The following is a 14,907-nucleotide window of genomic DNA, read 5'->3' as shown; positions in this document are numbered from 1 at the left end:
ACGCTATTTTGCTACTTGTAGTGGAGAATTAGCAATAGGTATCAATACAAATGGATACAATCGGATTAGCAATCACTGTTCTATCCTTAGGGATTTGGATCGGATTACTAGGATTTCGCGGTCAGTTTTGGCGAGCAGACCAACGGCTGGTTATAGAGAAATTCCCTACCAGGTCTCTAGGTCAAGGGGAATCCTTACCGAAAGTTTGTGCTGTAATTCCAGCTCGTAATGAAGCTGAGTTGCTCCCCACGACATTGCGATCGCTTTTGGCTCAAGACTATGCTGGCTGCTTGACGGTGATTGTAGTGGATGACCAAAGCACTGATCAAACTGCCACCATTGCTCAAGCCCTTGCCCAGGAAAGCAACCAATCCTCCGAACGATTCCAACTAGAAGTATTATCTGGTCAAGAGTTACCCCCTGGCTGGACTGGTAAACTCTGGGCCTTAGAACAAGGGATTCGTCATGGGCAGCAGCAAACCCCTGCTCCAGATTATTTTTTATTTACCGATGCTGATATTGACCATGATCCAGCCAATCTCCGTCAACTGGTTACCAAAGCGGAGATGGAACACTTGGATCTAGTTTCCCTAATGGTGTTGCTCAGATGCCAAGACTTTTGGGAACGACTACTTATTCCTGCTTTTGTCTTCTTCTTTCAAAAACTGTATCCCTTTGCTTGGGTCAATAACCCCACAAAATCCACTGCCGCTGCGGCTGGAGGATGTATTTTAATTAGCCATCAAGCCTTAAACCGGATCGGTGGGATTGAGGTAGTGCGTCAAGCATTAATCGATGATTGCGCCCTCGCTCAAGCGGTTAAATCTAGTAATACAACAAGTTTCGCCCCCCTAGCCCCCCAGCGAGCAATCCCTCGCTGGGGGGAACAAAACTCTCAAAGTCCCTTCCGGTGCGCGCCTCCTAGGGCGAGTAAATCGCCCTTGGGTCGCACCGCAAAGTTGGGGGATTTAGGGGGCTTTAGCAAAACCAATCAGCAAAGCCCTGGCTTTGGTGGGATTTGGTTAGGGCTAAGTCAATCAACCCGCAGCTTACGACCATATCCTTCTTTAGCCAGTATCTGGAATATGATTGCTCGCACCGCCTTTACCCAACTAGAGTATTCCCCATGGCTATTAGTAGGTACGGTGATGGGAATGATCTTAATTTATCTAGTACCTCCGATTGGTTTGATCGTTAGTGTTTTGACTGGACATTGGCTGAATGCGATCGCATCTCTGGTGACATGGTTACTGATGGCTTTAGCTTACTTACCCACACTGCGTCTCTATCAATGTTCTCCTCTGCTGGGATTTTGCTTACCTGGGATCGGGTTGCTGTATACGCTAATGACCATCGATTCAGCATGGCGACATTGGCAAGGAAGGGGTGGTGGTTGGAAAGGAAGGGTTTATTCTATTGAGGGTTGAGGGTTAGAGGTTGGAGGTTGAAGGTTGAAGGTTGAAGGTTGAAGGTTTAATGTTTAATTTTATAGCAGTCGAAGTAAAAGTTAAGACATATTTTTGTTACCATATCCGCTGTTGATTATTAACTATTACCCTTTCCATAACTATACTTCAATGTCTATAATTCCTTTCTACTGTCCCTAATGCTTCTTTTTTATTAACTTTTGTTAAGTATTGCATAACCTCCTGAACTTTGCCTGAGAAATAAATAGTGGTATTTGAAAACAACTAGGCTCAAAATTAACTCGAAGCCTGAGCAGTAAATGGGCATCTATTGATTTGCTATTTTATTAGTATTTCCAGGGGTTTAAATAATTCAAGCCTAATGAAACTATTGGCTTGTTATATAAAGGCGTTCAGCTAATTTTAGTCTCCACAGGTTTCAAAATACCAATAAACACTAGCTGATACCGACAAAGGAGAGGATATGTTGGATAAAACTCTAGCAACTATTTTTAGTACTTTTTCCATATCTTTAGGTTTAACCATTGCTCTGGCTGGTGATCTTCATGCAGAGAGCCAATTCCCTGATGGTAATGTTCCCCTCGTTGCCCAATCTCTAGACGTATTCACCAATCAGATTGGATTTCCCATTGAGTTGGACTTAACCAAAGCACAAATTCGAGGAACGTTGCCAATTGAAAAATTCCGGGAAGATTTAGTTAACTCTATCAATCAATATGATGGGTATTACATCAAGAATACTCGTTATAACAAGTGGAAGATAAACGATATTAATCTTCAGTCTATTGACAATGGTGGAGCAACATTTTCCTTTACCGTCAATTTGCGTAAGTATGAATGCATCAAGATTCCAGGTGTTGGCAGGAAGTGTACTCGTCTCTTTTCTGTAACACCTAGTGGTGATGTCAGTCTTGGTATTGCTATACGTAATAACGATTTAGAAGTTGCTTACCGTAACCATAATGTACGTGGACGGGGATGGTATTCTGATGCTCTGACTCTTCTTGAAGGTGTATTTCGCAATCAAACAGTTAAAGCGGTCAAGAAGGGTTTGGCAAATTTTGATGGTGTCAATTTAATTTCCTATCTTAAAGATGCAGGTGTTGATAAACAGTTGAAACCCTATGGATTAACCCTAGATAAACTTGTTAATGCTGGCGTTTCTATTAACGCCGATGTTACTCCAAAAGGGCTGAACTTTGTAATTGATTTACCTAAGACCATAACCCTTGAATAATTGGTTAAGCTGTTAGGCATTAAAGCTTAACAGCTTAGTCATATTTATTTGATTTTTTCTAAAACTTGGTTATCTCTAATAATGTCCTCTATTAGATTAATAACATAAGTTCGTTGTCGAGGCACCAAATATTCTGTTTCTATAAATCCTATCACAAAGGATAAGATTCCACTACCAGGTCTAAAGGAATAGTCAACTATTTGAGATTCCATTTCAAAATTTCCAATACAATCAGGCTTGTAATTAATATTGTATTGGATATATCCTCGATAGTTTCTATCGATAAGTTCTCTGAAAGTTTTTTCGTACTTGATAAATTCCACATCACTAAGCAACAAGTGTAATTCATTAGGTTGAAGCAGTGATTTTCTAATTATACCTCTTGCTTCCGCTTTATGTATCGAGACTTTCTTTAAACTATTAGGCTTACCTATATTTTTGATTTCAAAAACTTGTGCGATGTCTGGGTAATTGTCAAATTGTTCAGGTAATTTTACTGTTTTAGTGGGAAGAACGCTAAATAGACTTGCTTCCACTACCATCAGTAATATGATTAAGCTAACTGACGCTATTTTATTCAGTGCTAAATTTAATATTTTAAATAAATACTTACTAGCTATGGGTGTAAATAATATAAAAACCAACATACTAAAGGCTTTATACTGCTTAAACGATTCTTGATTATTTAATAATTCGGCTATCCAAGCTCCAATAGCATTAGTTAAGAGTCCTACCACTATAGCTAAGACTACATTATTTAAAAAAAATTGATAAAATTGACGTAAGCGGTTATTCATAAGACAATCGGTATAAGCCAGTTCGAATCAATTTGAGTGTAACAACAGCGGTTGGATATCTAACTCCTTTCCCCCCACACTTTCTGCTTAACCCTAATCTAAAAAAACTACCCCTATTACCATCATCCTACTGGGCAAATTGCCTATATTTGCGCGATCATACAATGAGGTGGGCGCCTCCAAGGGAGCAATCCCTCGCGCCCTAGGAGGCGCCCACCTTAGTTTCGGTGTGAGTAGTCAACTATCGTTCCCAATGCTCAAACTTACTTGGAGCTTGCCCCATGTAACTCCAGCTGCGATCGCTGCAGCGTTTCTACTAACTCCCCATGGTCTAGCCAATGAATCTCAACCAAAGTCAACAACCGCTCAGGAATTATCCGTAGCAGTAGAGTTACTTCCCCCCATCTCTGTGGGCGTGATGGAGCAGGTGACACCTGTTTCCCAGTTGTTCCCAGGATCACCAATAACGGAATTACCAACAAGTACACAAGAGTTTGAGAATGAACTAACTCCCAATATCGAACCCAATATCGAACAGACAGATCAGCCGATGGCTCAGGTGACATCAGTATCCCAGTTATCGGATGTCCAGCCCACAGATTGGGCATTCCAAGCCTTACAATCCATCGTAGAGCGCTACGGTTGTATGGCAGGATATCCTGATGGTAGCTATCGTGGCAATCGTCCCCTCAACCGTTATGAGTTTGCTGCTGCTCTCAATGCCTGTTTCGATCAGCTCAGTAAGATAATTCTTGCTCCCAATTTGGCATCGTCCTACTTTAAAGAAGACCTAGAAGCAATCAAGCGTTTGCAATCAGAGTTTACCGTGGAACTAGCTCGACTGCGTGGTAACCTCGATGCTGTCACCGCTCGTACTGCTGAAGTTGAAATAACTGAGTTTTCCACCACGACTAAGCTCAATGGCGAAGTAGACTTTATCCTAATTGACTACTTCACTGATAACAAAGCTGCCCCTTGTTGCAGTAGCCCTACTCAAGACGATAGTCTGACCACTACATTCACAGGTCTTGCCCTATTATCCTTTGATACCAGTTTCACCGGTAAAGACCTGTTACGCACTAGAATCGATACCACCGATGTGCCTGAATTTAATAATCCCCTTGATGGCACAGACATGACTCTCTATGACTTTGAGACAAATACTGACAACGAGTTTGTCATAACCGAACTATATTACCGATTCCCGATTAGCGATCGCATTCAAGCTCATATTGCAGCAGCCGGTCTGTCAGCCGATGAGATTACAGACCCCCTCAATCCCGTTTCAGCCCTCTCCCGTTTTGGAGTACATAACCCCCTTTATCGCTTAGCTGAAGGTGGTGGAGCTGCTATTCGTTATCAATTTAATGACTCAATTAGAATCAGTGTAGCTTATTTAGGTAGTGCCGCTAGTATCTCTAATCCCACCGAAGGTAATGGACTATTTAATGGTCAATTTGGTGCTTTCACTCAGCTAACCTTAACACCAAATCAGCGTTTAGGGATTGGATTGAATTATGTCCATTACTATTCTCCTGAACCCAACTCAGGGATTGATGTCACTGGCAGTACTGGTAGTCAATTTTCCCAAGCACCCTTTGGTGATCAAACCGCCACTTCCGCTAATGGGTTTGGCTTACAAGGGAGATATCGACTTAGTCCTGGTTTTGCCCTTGGGGGTTGGCTCAGTTATATCAATGCCAACGCCGAATCCTCTCCCCGCCAAAGTGGTTTGGATGGCTCAAAGGGCGCTAAAGCTGATATCTGGACTTGGGCGATAACCATGGCATTTCCCGATTTAGGCAAAGAAGGCAATGAATTAGGTTTTGTGTTTGGAATGCCTCCTAGACTAGCTGAAAATGATATTAACAGTCGTCAAGATTTGGATGTATCTTACCACTTAGAAACCTTTTATCGCTACCAAATTAATGACAATATATCCATCACTCCCGGTCTATTTGTAATTTTCTCTCCAGAACACAACAGTAACAACAATAGTATCGTAGTCCCAATGCTAAAAACTAAATTTATTTTTTGATTTGTTGGTTGATTTGCTAATATAGCAATCCTAAATACAGCGTTTTTAATAACTATAAGGTACACAGGATTTTTTCCCGATTCCCGATTCCCTGTTGCCGATTCCCGATTCCCTGTTGCCGATTCCCTGTTGCCGATTCCCTGTTGCCGATTCCCGATTCCCGATTCCCGATTCCCGATTCCCTACTCCCTACTCCCTACTCCCTACTCCCTACTCCCTAAATACGTTCAAAGGCATTGCACATTAAGCATGATCAGACTCAGGCTGTGTACTATATATAGAGGAAGATTCAAAAACAGGCTGCGTGGAAATTACATTTTTAGGAACTAGCTCCGGAGTCCCAACGCGATCGCGCAATGTGTCCAGTGTAGCGCTGCGCTTACCTCAGCGTGCAGAAGTCTGGCTGTTTGACTGTGGCGAAGGTACTCAGCATCAACTTTTGCGGAGTGACCTGAAAACCAGCCAGATCAGACGAATGTTCATTACCCACCTCCACGGCGACCATATTTTTGGTATCCCAGGTCTGTTGGCAAGCTGTGGCTTAGCGGGAAACATCGACAGGGTTGATATTTATGGACCACCGGGTTTAGATAGTTATCTCCAAGCTTGCCTAAAATACTCTCGCACCCATTTGGCATTCCCCTTCAAGGTTCACACGATAAAACCTGGTTTACTCTACGAAGACCAGGAATTTACCGTTAGCTGTCTACCCCTGGAGCATCGTGTACCAGCCTTTGGCTATCGAGTGTGTGAAAAAGACCGACCGGGCAGGTTTAACGTAGAAAAAGCGATCGCATTAGGAATTCCGTCTGGTCCTCTTTACGGTAAACTCAAACGGGGAGAAACGATTACCCTACCTAATGGGCGTCAGGTTCAGGGCATTGACTTGTGTGGAGCACGCGAAACTGGTCGTAAAGTAGTGTATTGTACCGATACTATCTTCTGTGAGCAGGCCATTGAACTGGCAAAGGATGGGGATGTTTTGATTCACGAAGCTACTTTTGCCCATCAAGACGCTCAGATGGCTATTGAGCGCTTACATTCTACGTCTACCATGGCAGCTCAAGTTGCCCTTGGTGCAGGAGTCAAACAGCTAATTATGACCCATTTCAGTCCTCGTTATGCTCCAGGAAATCCCCTGAGGTTAGATGATTTGCTTCAAGAAGCACGGGCAATTTTCCCAAATACCATCTTAGCCCATGATTTCTTCACCTATGAGGTGCCTAGACGACGTTCAGAAGAAAAAGAAGTGGTTTGTTGAATCTTGACTGTTTGAGTGTTATCTGTTGAATCTTGACTGTTGGTTGAATCTTGACTGTTGGTTGAATCTTGAGTGTTAAGTGTTAACCTTCTAACTTTCAACCTTCTAACTTTCAACCTCCTAACCTTGGCCGAAAGGCCACGGGTGCGCGTTCAACCTCCTAACCTCCTAACCTCCTAACCTCCTAACCTTTAACCTCCAAACCTTATAACCTTCAATTACATTCCTCCACCTGAGAAACACGCCGGATATTTAACACATCGCTCATTTGTTGGATTTTGGCGAAACTGCACTTGAGTTGTTGGTGATCGAGAAGATCAATGCACAGGTCAATTAGAGCTGGTTTGCCATACTGAGTTTTGACTTGAGCTTTACGGACATTAATGTTTTGGTCACTTAAGCGAGATAGAATGTCTTTGAAGACACCAACCCGGTCAATCACTTCAATTTGCAGATTTACTGGGTAGGTTTGGGGACGTCCGTTATCGATATCAGTGGGATTCCAGCTGACCGGTACTAGTCTTTCTCCTAAAACATTTTCCACATTCACACATCCTTGCCGATGAATGGAAATCCCCTTAGTGCGAGTGACTACCCCAATAATGGATTCTCCCGGTAAGGGGTTACAACATGCAGCCAGGCGATACAGTAGTCCTTCTACACCAGCAATAGGATGTTTCTTACTAGGAAGTTGGGATTGGAGATGAATGGAGGTAGAGCTAGAATACTCTTGGATCACTTCACTTTCTTCTGGCTCATTGTCTAAACCAGCATGTAGTTCTTCCCGTAGTCGTTTCACTACAAAGTTGAGCGTCACTGCACCGTGACCCAGACCAGCCAGTAAATCCTCTACTTTGTGGTAGTTACAGCGCTCCGCCACAATTTGCATTGGTGCTGATTTGAGCAAGGCTTCAAATCCTTTTTTCCCAAGTTCCTTCTCTAAGAGTTCCCGACCCCGAGCCACATTTTCTTCCCGATGCGATCGCTTAAACCATTGCCGAATACGATTTCTGGCACTGGCTGTTACCACAAAGTTGAGCCAATCTAGACTAGGGTGAGCGTTTTTGGTGGTGAGAATTTCTACAATATCCCCATTCTTTAGAGGACAATCGAGTACCCGCCACTCACCATTAACTCGTACACCAGCACAATGGTTTCCCACCTCGGTATGAATCCGATAGGCGAAGTCTACGGCAGTTGCCCCCCGACTCAAAGCGACTACGTCACCATCTGGTGTAAATACATAGACATCTTCATCAAATAAGTTATCTTTGATGTTTTCCATGTATTCCTGAGCATCTTTCAGGTCTTTCTGCCATTCCAATAACTGCCGCAGCCAAGTCAGCTTTTCATCATCAGCCGTGAATTTGGTAGTATGAGAGCCACCAGTTTCCTTATACTTCCAGTGAGCAGCAATACCCCATTCCGCCACATGGTGCATTTCCAGGGTGCGAATTTGGACTTCGATCGGGCGACCATTAAACCCAATCACTCCGGTATGGAGGGATTGATAGCGATTGGGTTTGGGTAAACCAATATAATCTTTAAACCGACCTGGAATTGGTCTGAACAGATCATGAACAACGGCTAAGGCTCGGTAGCATTCCTCTTTGCTTTCCACAATCACCCGCATGGCAGCAATATCATAGATTTCATGAAACCCCTTGTTCTGGCGCTGCATTTTCTGATATATCCCATACAGGTGCTTGGGGCGACTACTAATATCAACGCAATGAACACCGGTTTTATGAATCCGCTCTCGCAAAAGTTCTGAGACTTCCTTCAGGCGCTGTTCCCGGTCTGAGCGTCTTTCTGATACCAATGACTGAATTTCCCGATAAGCATTTGTTTCGAGATACTTAAAGGCTAAATCTTCTAGTTCCCATTTAAAGCGACCAATTCCTAACCGATTGGCTAGGGGGGCAAAGATATCTCGGGTTTCTTGGGCAATCTGAACCTGTTTTTCTGGCTTCAAGTATTCCAAGGTCCGCATATTATGTAATCGATCTGCCAGTTTGACAACGATTACCCTGATATCTGCTGCCATGGCGAGGAACATCCGGCGGAAGTTCTCGGCTTGACGCTCAGTTTTACTGGAGAAGTTGAATTTAGATAGTTTGGTTACCCCTTCTACTAAATTTCGTACCTCCACTCCGAACCGGGATTCTATTTCTTCTGGAGTAATTTCCGTATCTTCAACTACATCATGCAGGAATCCAGCCGCTATCATAGTAGAGTTGCCTCCCAAATCCCTTAATAAATCAGCCACTGCAATCGGATGGGCAATGTAAGGCTCTCCTGATTTGCGGTACTGACCTTCATGGAGTTGGTAAGCAAATTTAAATGCCTCAGCGATTAACAAAGTATGATCACCGACTGGTTCATCTGCCGCTGATGAGGCGGCTCTTAGGGAATCTTGCAGCCAGTCAGGAATCTTAACGTTAAAATTCAAAATAGAGTAGGTGGCGATCGCGTCCATAATTATTTGCCCCTCAGAGAAAAAATAGATACCGGAGTCATTGAAAACCGAAGTCTAGGAAAATGAGTGCTGACTCAGAAGGGTGGCAAGCCTGTCGATGCAGCCAAACCCTTCTGAGTAAGCAGTCAGTGTCAGTAAAGCTTCCTCTCACCCTCCTTTTTCGTCAAGCCAGAATGCTGTCCGGATGCTCAAGTTCAAAGAGATGGAAGCTTACTCCAATATTTAAGAGGCAGAGCCAAATTGTTGGTTTGGTAACTACCCTGTCTTTAAAAAGAAAAAATTCTTTACATTTATAATTTTACGCTAACTGGGCTCACAATGTTATCTCAATCACATGATCAAGCATTACGGGAATTCCAACAAGCCCTAGAACAAATGTACTGTCAAGTTGACCCTGATGATGTGGCCCGATCAGCACTTCAGGAGCAGTTTCAAGCACTAAAGGGGCTGTTTATCACTCAGATCGCTAGTATTAGTGCCTCAGACATACCTCTGGATTATGTCTCTCGATGGCAGTCCCTAAAAACCGAAATTTACAAACAGATCCGATTATTGGAAAATGACCTGATGCTTCTGCAGGCATCCCGGAGTGCTGAGACAGCCAAATTAAGGCAGAAAGGAGTATGCGATCGCATACAGACCCTGATTCAGTACTGCCAAGGGTGGTTGCAACAATCTCAGGAACAACCATAATACTCCTACCGTAAGCTATCAGCTATAGCGCGTGTCGCGGATCAGCGATTTTGGGCTACAGATGGTGCTATCAGCTATAGCGCGTGTCGCGTATAGCGCGTGTCGCGGATCAGCGATTTTAGGCTACAGATGGTGCTATCAGCTATCAGCCAAAGCCTGACCGCTGATGGCTGACAGCTGACCCCTGACCGCTGAATGCTTAGAAATTTATATAGCGTTTCTAGTACTCATGAGGTACACATTTGTTTTGACCTCTTCCCTCTTCCCTCTTCCCTCTTCCCTCTTCCCTCTTCCCTCTTCCCTCTTCCCTCTTCCCTCTTCCCTCTTCCCTGCTCCCTGCTCCGAAGTCCCTAAAAACCAGAAATTTGTACCTCACAAGTAGTAGAATGGCTATACAAAAGTTAAACCTGGCATTAAATGTTGATAAACCCGATCGCATACATCGGATAGAGACACTGATAAATAACAGGGAATGCACAGACAAAACAGCTGTATACTCCCTAATTTCTACCACCACGAAGTGTCGAATCAGTTAAGTCAATTTTCTGAAATATAAACTGCTTTCTCGATTAATGGCGACCGCTACTGTTTTAGGAGTTTTGTGTTCTGCAAATCAAGCATCTGCAAGCACAAATGGATCTGATGTATCTGAGCAATAATACAATCAACAGTATAGCAATTCAGGGAATGATGTACCACAACTAACCTATGATCAGTGGTAATACTTTAACGATTTCGTAAATGATGAAAGGTTAATGATAAATCAACAGGATGTAAGCATTCAGCATATGCGCTACACCCATTAGCTGACGGCTGTTCGGGCAGCGTGCCCCTAGCCCATATGCTTACCGAAATTTGAGCCAATAGAAAACGGGTAACTTCAGATTTACAAATGCTCAGATATCTCGATTCAAGCCAAATCAAACAGCAACACTTCTGCTTGCTCTTGACCCACTAACATCACAGATTCCGCTTGATAAATAGCAGCACCATCACCAGCTTGTAGCAAGTAATTATCTAACTTGACCTGACCTCGTGCTACTTGTACCCAAATATGACGATCTTGATTAGCATGGGTTATTACTGATGCACCAGCATCCAGATTCGTACCATAGAGATTAACATCTTGATGAATGCTCACAGAACCATCCCGTCCATCCTCTGAAGCAACTAGTCTTAATTGATTCTGCTTTTCTTCTGGTGCATAAAATTTCTGCTCGTAGCTTGGTCTTAATCCGGTTTGATTCGGTAAAATCCAGATTTGAAAAAAATGGGCGATATCAGTGGCTGAATAATTATACTCGCTGTGGGCAATACCTTTTCCTGCACTCATCCGTTGCACTTCACCAGGACGAATAACTGTTGTATTACCAAGGGTATCTTTGTGCTCAAGGGCTCCTTCTAGGACATAGGAAATAATTTCCATATCTCTATGGAAGTGAGTTCCAAATCCAGTTCCACCTTCAATCCGGTCTTGATTAATTACCCGCAGTTGGCGAAATCCCATATGAGCGGGATCGTAATAGTTAGCAAAGGAAAAGGTGTGGTAAGAATCGAGCCAACCGTAATGAGCATGTCCTCTTTCAGAGGATTTCCGAATTTTGATTACTTTCTGATTGTTTGTGGTTCCAGTCATTGGGTTTGCATCCAAATGTTGTGATTAGTTATTGGTAAATTAGTATTCATTTAAATTTCATGGTTATGACAGTTAGGGAGTAGGGAGTAGGGAGTAGGGAGTAGGGAGTAGGGGTAACAAAATTGAATATACTTGATAAGTATGGAAAACGCTATAATTGGTAATTAGTGATTGGTGATTACAGGATTTTTCATAACTATGAGGTAAAGATATTATCGCTGTTCCCTGCCCTCTATTTCCTGCTCCCTGCTCCCTGTTCCCTGCTCCCTACTCCCTAGCAAATTGAAAGCCGCTATACTAGACTTGGAATGATTCTCCAAAGCTCTCGCCATAGTAAACTTGTTCGATATCAAACCGTCCACCATAGAGTTTAAAGGGTTCACTGGCGTATCCCATGGGGAGTAAACAACACACATCTACTTCCGCAGGAATGTTAAATGCTTCTTTAACCTGAGCAGATACAAATCCTTCCATGGGACAGGTATCAACCCCAAAGCTTTTTGCCACAATCATTAAATGAGCAACGGCTAACATAGTGTGACGATTTGTCCAGGTTTCGGGGGATTGAAAGGAGACATGATACTCAAACATTTGAGGAATTGAGCTACGCATAAAATCTGCATAAGCATCATTGACTCCACCAACATTTTTACCAAGTTGAATCACCGATTCAATGTAATCGGTTTGAGTAACTCGGCGATCGCCACAACAAATTAATACAACTGGAGCTTCTGTTACTTGACGCTGATCAAAGGCACAGGCTCTTAACTTTTCTTTGTTAGCTTGCTCCTGTATGACTATAAAGCGCCAGGGTTGTAAATTAAAACCGGAGGGCGATCGCACTCCTAAGCGAAAAATTTCTGTTAAGGTTTCTTTGGGAATTGGATCAGGACGAAAAGAACGGGCAGCACGACGCTGTTCTATTGCTTCCTTTAATCCCATTGATGGTGATAATTCAGTGGTCATAGTTAGTTAGTTGAAGGTTGATAGGTTGAAAGTTTACGGTTTACGGTTTACGCTTAATCTTAAGCAAAAATTAATCTTAGTAAAAATAAAATTTTACTAGATGCAAATGGTAAGCAAAATCTGGATATATAGTGTTTAATAATCAGTAATTTATTCGCAATTACCTCTTTTATTTTAACTGTTCCCTGTTCCCTGTTCCCTGTTTCCTAAAACAAAAAAAAATGTACCTCACAAAATTTAAAATCTCTATATTACGATCTTAGGTAGTAATGTGAATTTTGTCTAATATAATTTTTGGAGGGACTTGATACCTCGAAAGGTATGATTGATGCTATCTAACATTGAACTTAATCATCTTAAGACTTTTCTGGTCGTGGCGGAAGAGATGAATTTTGGGCGAGCTGCAGAGCGGCTTCATATTGCTCAACCGCCTTTGAGTCGTCAAATTAAACGCCTTGAGGAAAGCTTGGGGGTACAACTTTTTCATCGTACCAAGCCCCAGATTCAACTAACTGAAGCTGGTAGGGCGTTGGTGTTAGAGGCGCGAAGGATCCTGAAGCAGGTGGATTTGGGTGTTCAAGTTACTCAGCGAGCTAGTCGTGGGGAAATTGGCCAGATTATCTTGGGGTTTGAGGGGTTTTCTTCAGCTGATATTGTCCCGCTATCGATTCAAACTTATAAGCAGCAATACCCTGATGTACACATTGTGGCTAAGGAAATGTCAAGTGGGGAACAACTTCAGGCATTGTTGGAGCAACGGATTGATTTGGGTTTTATTGTGCCTCGCAAGGTAGATGAATCACTGATGGTGGAAACGATTCTGCGAGAACCGTTGGTGTTGGCGGTATCTGAAACTCATCCCCTAGCTAGTCAAGAACAGGTGCAACTACAGCAACTCCAGGATGAACCGTTCATTCTGGGATTAAATACTGATCAATGTGGTTTATATTCGGCGGTGATTCGTGTTTGTCACCAGGCTGGCTTTACTCCTGAGGTCAGTCAAGTAACCAATGAAACCCAACTGATGTTGGGATTTGTGGCAGCGGGTATGGGAATTGCTCTATTGCCCAATTCGATCAGACGTTTTCGTCGAGATGGGGTAGTTTATCGCTCAGTACAACCTTCTACGGCAGAAATTGTCTTAGCGATCGCATGGCGTATTACTAATCCTTGTCCTACTCTTGAGCAATTTTTACAAGTTGTTAGAAATACAGCGAATATAATTGATGTGTGAATAATACTTTAGCACAGGGAACAGCGGATCTGGGAACAGGAAACAGCGGATCTGGGACTAGGGAACAGAGAATAAAAGTTCTCACAATTCCTACACGGAACCCTATTTCTTTGACAATAGTAATGACACCAAGGGCGAACAATCTTCAACATTGAACCTTTAGCTATTGTATTCAAATATAATATAGTGTTTTTCATAGCTATTAGGTACACATAATTTTTTGCCTATTGCCTCTTGCCTCTTGCCTCTTGCCTCTTGCCTCTTGCCTCTTGCCTGCTCCCTGCTCCCTGCTCCCTGCTCCCTAACACCCAGAACAAAAGTACCTCACCGAATTGAAAACCGCTGTCTTTAACTATTATATTTCACCGAGCAACCGTAAGGCTGAGTGACTGTTGTTTCTACAGGTTTATTAGTAATAACACTATCCACAGCAGCTTGGACATAGTTGGTAGCAGTTTCTACATCCGCTGGATTAGCTGAGGGTTTATTATCAATTGCGCCCATGTATTTCAAGACTCCATCAGTATCAATAACATACATATGGGGTGTGGTGCGAGCCTGATATAGACGACCAATGGTGCCTTCGGAGTCTATAATTACTGCTGTGGGATTAGCGCTACTGCTTTTAATCAATTCATTGGCTTTTTGAGGGGTGACATGACCTTGCTGTCCTGGAGCTGAGGAGATTATTGATAACCACACTACTCCCTTGCTGGTGGCTTCTTTCTGAAGTTTCTGCATGTTACCGCTGCTGTAATGTTTGCGGACAAAGGGACATTGGTGATTAGTCCATTCTAATACTACCACTTTGCCTTTGAAATCACTGAGCTTGTGGGTGGTATTGTTGCTGTCAACTCCAGTGAATTCTGGTGCTTTTCCATCAATCTGTAATGGTGATGATGCTGCAATTGCGGTGGATGCTGGACTTGTAGTTTTAGAATCTTTGCTGAGGGGAGGATTCTGGCATCCAGTGATAATTAAGGCTAGGGCTACTAATCCAGTGGTGGTGATTTTCTGACCGTTTAATTTGAGAAAATTGTTCATGTTTCTTGATGGCTGATTGTTGATTGTTGATTATTACTTGTTACTTGTTACTTGTTACTGTCCATTTCCTTAAATTCTACCTAAATTTTATAATT

General features: G+C 42.8%; 14 protein-coding genes. 9 read left to right on the top strand and 5 right to left on the bottom strand.

All coding sequences use genetic code 11. The features are described 5' to 3' along the window. Window positions 1-50 precede the first annotated feature (50 nt). Both BJP34_RS24700 and BJP34_RS24695 read left to right on the top strand, forming a co-directional pair. Window positions 51-1,427 carry a glycosyltransferase gene (locus tag BJP34_RS24700; RefSeq protein ID WP_070394634.1) on the top strand — a complete coding sequence of 459 codons (1,377 nt, stop codon included), beginning with the start codon at window positions 51-53 and terminating at the stop codon, window positions 1,425-1,427. 463 nt (window positions 1,428-1,890) lie between these two features. Then, a complete protein-coding gene (locus BJP34_RS24695) occupies window positions 1,891-2,664 on the top strand; it encodes a hypothetical protein (protein WP_070394633.1) in 774 nt (257 codons plus the stop codon). Between the two features lie 44 nt (window positions 2,665-2,708). Here the strand turns inward: BJP34_RS24695 and BJP34_RS24690 are convergent, their stop codons facing one another. Beyond that, window positions 2,709-3,461, bottom strand: coding sequence for a hypothetical protein (locus BJP34_RS24690; RefSeq protein ID WP_070394632.1), 753 nt, complete (start codon window positions 3,459-3,461; stop codon window positions 2,709-2,711). Window positions 3,462-3,714: 253 nt separating this feature from the next. Here BJP34_RS24690 and BJP34_RS24685 point away from each other — a divergent pair, with 253 nt between their 5' ends. From BJP34_RS24685 to BJP34_RS24680, 3 genes are all read left to right on the top strand, one after another. Further along, window positions 3,715-5,499, top strand: coding sequence for an iron uptake porin (locus BJP34_RS24685; RefSeq protein WP_070394631.1), 1,785 nt, complete (start codon window positions 3,715-3,717; stop codon window positions 5,497-5,499). A 94-nt stretch (window positions 5,500-5,593) separates the two neighbouring features. Next, the gene (locus BJP34_RS44400; RefSeq protein WP_158517452.1) at window positions 5,594-5,746 is read left to right on the top strand and encodes a hypothetical protein; all 153 of its coding nucleotides are present in this window, start codon (window positions 5,594-5,596) and stop codon (window positions 5,744-5,746) included. Between the two features lie 57 nt (window positions 5,747-5,803). Continuing rightward, window positions 5,804-6,760, top strand: a complete 957-nt coding sequence (locus BJP34_RS24680) for a ribonuclease Z (protein ID WP_070394630.1) — start codon at window positions 5,804-5,806, stop codon at window positions 6,758-6,760. Window positions 6,761-6,974: 214 nt separating this feature from the next. Here BJP34_RS24680 and BJP34_RS24675 read toward each other — a convergent pair whose 3' ends face one another. Continuing rightward, window positions 6,975-9,239, bottom strand: a complete 2,265-nt coding sequence (locus tag BJP34_RS24675; RefSeq protein WP_070394629.1) for a RelA/SpoT family protein — start codon at window positions 9,237-9,239, stop codon at window positions 6,975-6,977. Between the two features lie 318 nt (window positions 9,240-9,557). Here BJP34_RS24675 and patD point away from each other — a divergent pair, with 318 nt between their 5' ends. Further along, entirely contained in the window at window positions 9,558-9,932 is a 375-nt protein-coding gene (patD, locus tag BJP34_RS24670; protein ID WP_070394628.1) for a heterocyst frequency control protein PatD, read from the top strand. A 229-nt stretch (window positions 9,933-10,161) separates the two neighbouring features. Continuing rightward, window positions 10,162-10,314 (top strand): hypothetical protein, encoded by a 153-nt coding sequence (locus BJP34_RS44395; protein ID WP_158517451.1) that lies wholly within the window; start codon window positions 10,162-10,164, stop codon window positions 10,312-10,314. 528 nt (window positions 10,315-10,842) lie between these two features. Here the strand turns inward: BJP34_RS44395 and BJP34_RS24660 are convergent. Together BJP34_RS24660 and BJP34_RS24655 are read right to left on the bottom strand one after the other, a co-directional pair. Then, entirely contained in the window at window positions 10,843-11,568 is a 726-nt protein-coding gene (locus BJP34_RS24660) for a pirin family protein (protein ID WP_070394626.1), read from the bottom strand. A 297-nt stretch (window positions 11,569-11,865) separates the two neighbouring features. Then, complete coding sequence (locus BJP34_RS24655; protein WP_070394625.1) at window positions 11,866-12,534, bottom strand: nitroreductase family protein; 669 nt, start codon at window positions 12,532-12,534, stop codon at window positions 11,866-11,868. A 328-nt stretch (window positions 12,535-12,862) separates the two neighbouring features. Here BJP34_RS24655 and BJP34_RS24650 point away from each other — a divergent pair, with 328 nt between their 5' ends. Continuing rightward, a complete protein-coding gene (locus BJP34_RS24650) occupies window positions 12,863-13,768 on the top strand; it encodes a LysR family transcriptional regulator (RefSeq protein ID WP_083305336.1) in 906 nt (301 codons plus the stop codon). A 220-nt stretch (window positions 13,769-13,988) separates the two neighbouring features. After that, on the top strand, window positions 13,989-14,120 hold the full coding sequence (locus BJP34_RS49385; protein WP_267876364.1) for a hypothetical protein: 132 nt from the start codon (window positions 13,989-13,991) through the stop codon (window positions 14,118-14,120). On the opposite strand, the gene BJP34_RS24645 is transcribed toward BJP34_RS49385, so the two are convergent. Next, the gene (locus BJP34_RS24645) at window positions 14,117-14,812 is read right to left on the bottom strand and encodes a redoxin domain-containing protein (protein WP_070394624.1); all 696 of its coding nucleotides are present in this window, start codon (window positions 14,810-14,812) and stop codon (window positions 14,117-14,119) included. The genes BJP34_RS49385 and BJP34_RS24645 overlap by 4 nt on opposite strands. Window positions 14,813-14,907 lie beyond the last annotated feature (95 nt).

Source organism: Moorena producens PAL-8-15-08-1, assembly GCF_001767235.1.
In the GTDB taxonomy this organism is placed as follows: Bacteria; Cyanobacteriota; Cyanobacteriia; order Cyanobacteriales; family Coleofasciculaceae; genus Moorena; species Moorena producens_A.
Note: the sequence above shows the minus strand (reverse complement) of the source record. Positions and strands in the feature narration are given on the sequence as shown.

What these genes read in the sequence shown, in the direction of transcription:
- BJP34_RS24690 (WP_070394632.1), bottom strand. Translation starts at nt 3,461, where the DNA reads ATGAATAACCGCTTACGTCAATTTTATCAATTTTTTTTAAATAATGTA.
- BJP34_RS24675 (WP_070394629.1), bottom strand. Translation starts at nt 9,239, where the DNA reads ATGGACGCGATCGCCACCTACTCTATTTTGAATTTTAACGTTAAGATT.
- BJP34_RS24700 (WP_070394634.1), top strand. Translation starts at nt 51, where the DNA reads ATGGATACAATCGGATTAGCAATCACTGTTCTATCCTTAGGGATTTGG.
- BJP34_RS24655 (WP_070394625.1), bottom strand. Translation starts at nt 12,534, where the DNA reads ATGACCACTGAATTATCACCATCAATGGGATTAAAGGAAGCAATAGAA.
- patD (WP_070394628.1), top strand. Translation starts at nt 9,558, where the DNA reads ATGTTATCTCAATCACATGATCAAGCATTACGGGAATTCCAACAAGCC.
- BJP34_RS24650 (WP_083305336.1), top strand. Translation starts at nt 12,863, where the DNA reads ATGCTATCTAACATTGAACTTAATCATCTTAAGACTTTTCTGGTCGTG.
- BJP34_RS44395 (WP_158517451.1), top strand. Translation starts at nt 10,162, where the DNA reads ATGAGGTACACATTTGTTTTGACCTCTTCCCTCTTCCCTCTTCCCTCT.
- BJP34_RS24660 (WP_070394626.1), bottom strand. Translation starts at nt 11,568, where the DNA reads ATGACTGGAACCACAAACAATCAGAAAGTAATCAAAATTCGGAAATCC.
- BJP34_RS24695 (WP_070394633.1), top strand. Translation starts at nt 1,891, where the DNA reads ATGTTGGATAAAACTCTAGCAACTATTTTTAGTACTTTTTCCATATCT.
- BJP34_RS24685 (WP_070394631.1), top strand. Translation starts at nt 3,715, where the DNA reads ATGCTCAAACTTACTTGGAGCTTGCCCCATGTAACTCCAGCTGCGATC.
- BJP34_RS24645 (WP_070394624.1), bottom strand. Translation starts at nt 14,812, where the DNA reads ATGAACAATTTTCTCAAATTAAACGGTCAGAAAATCACCACCACTGGA.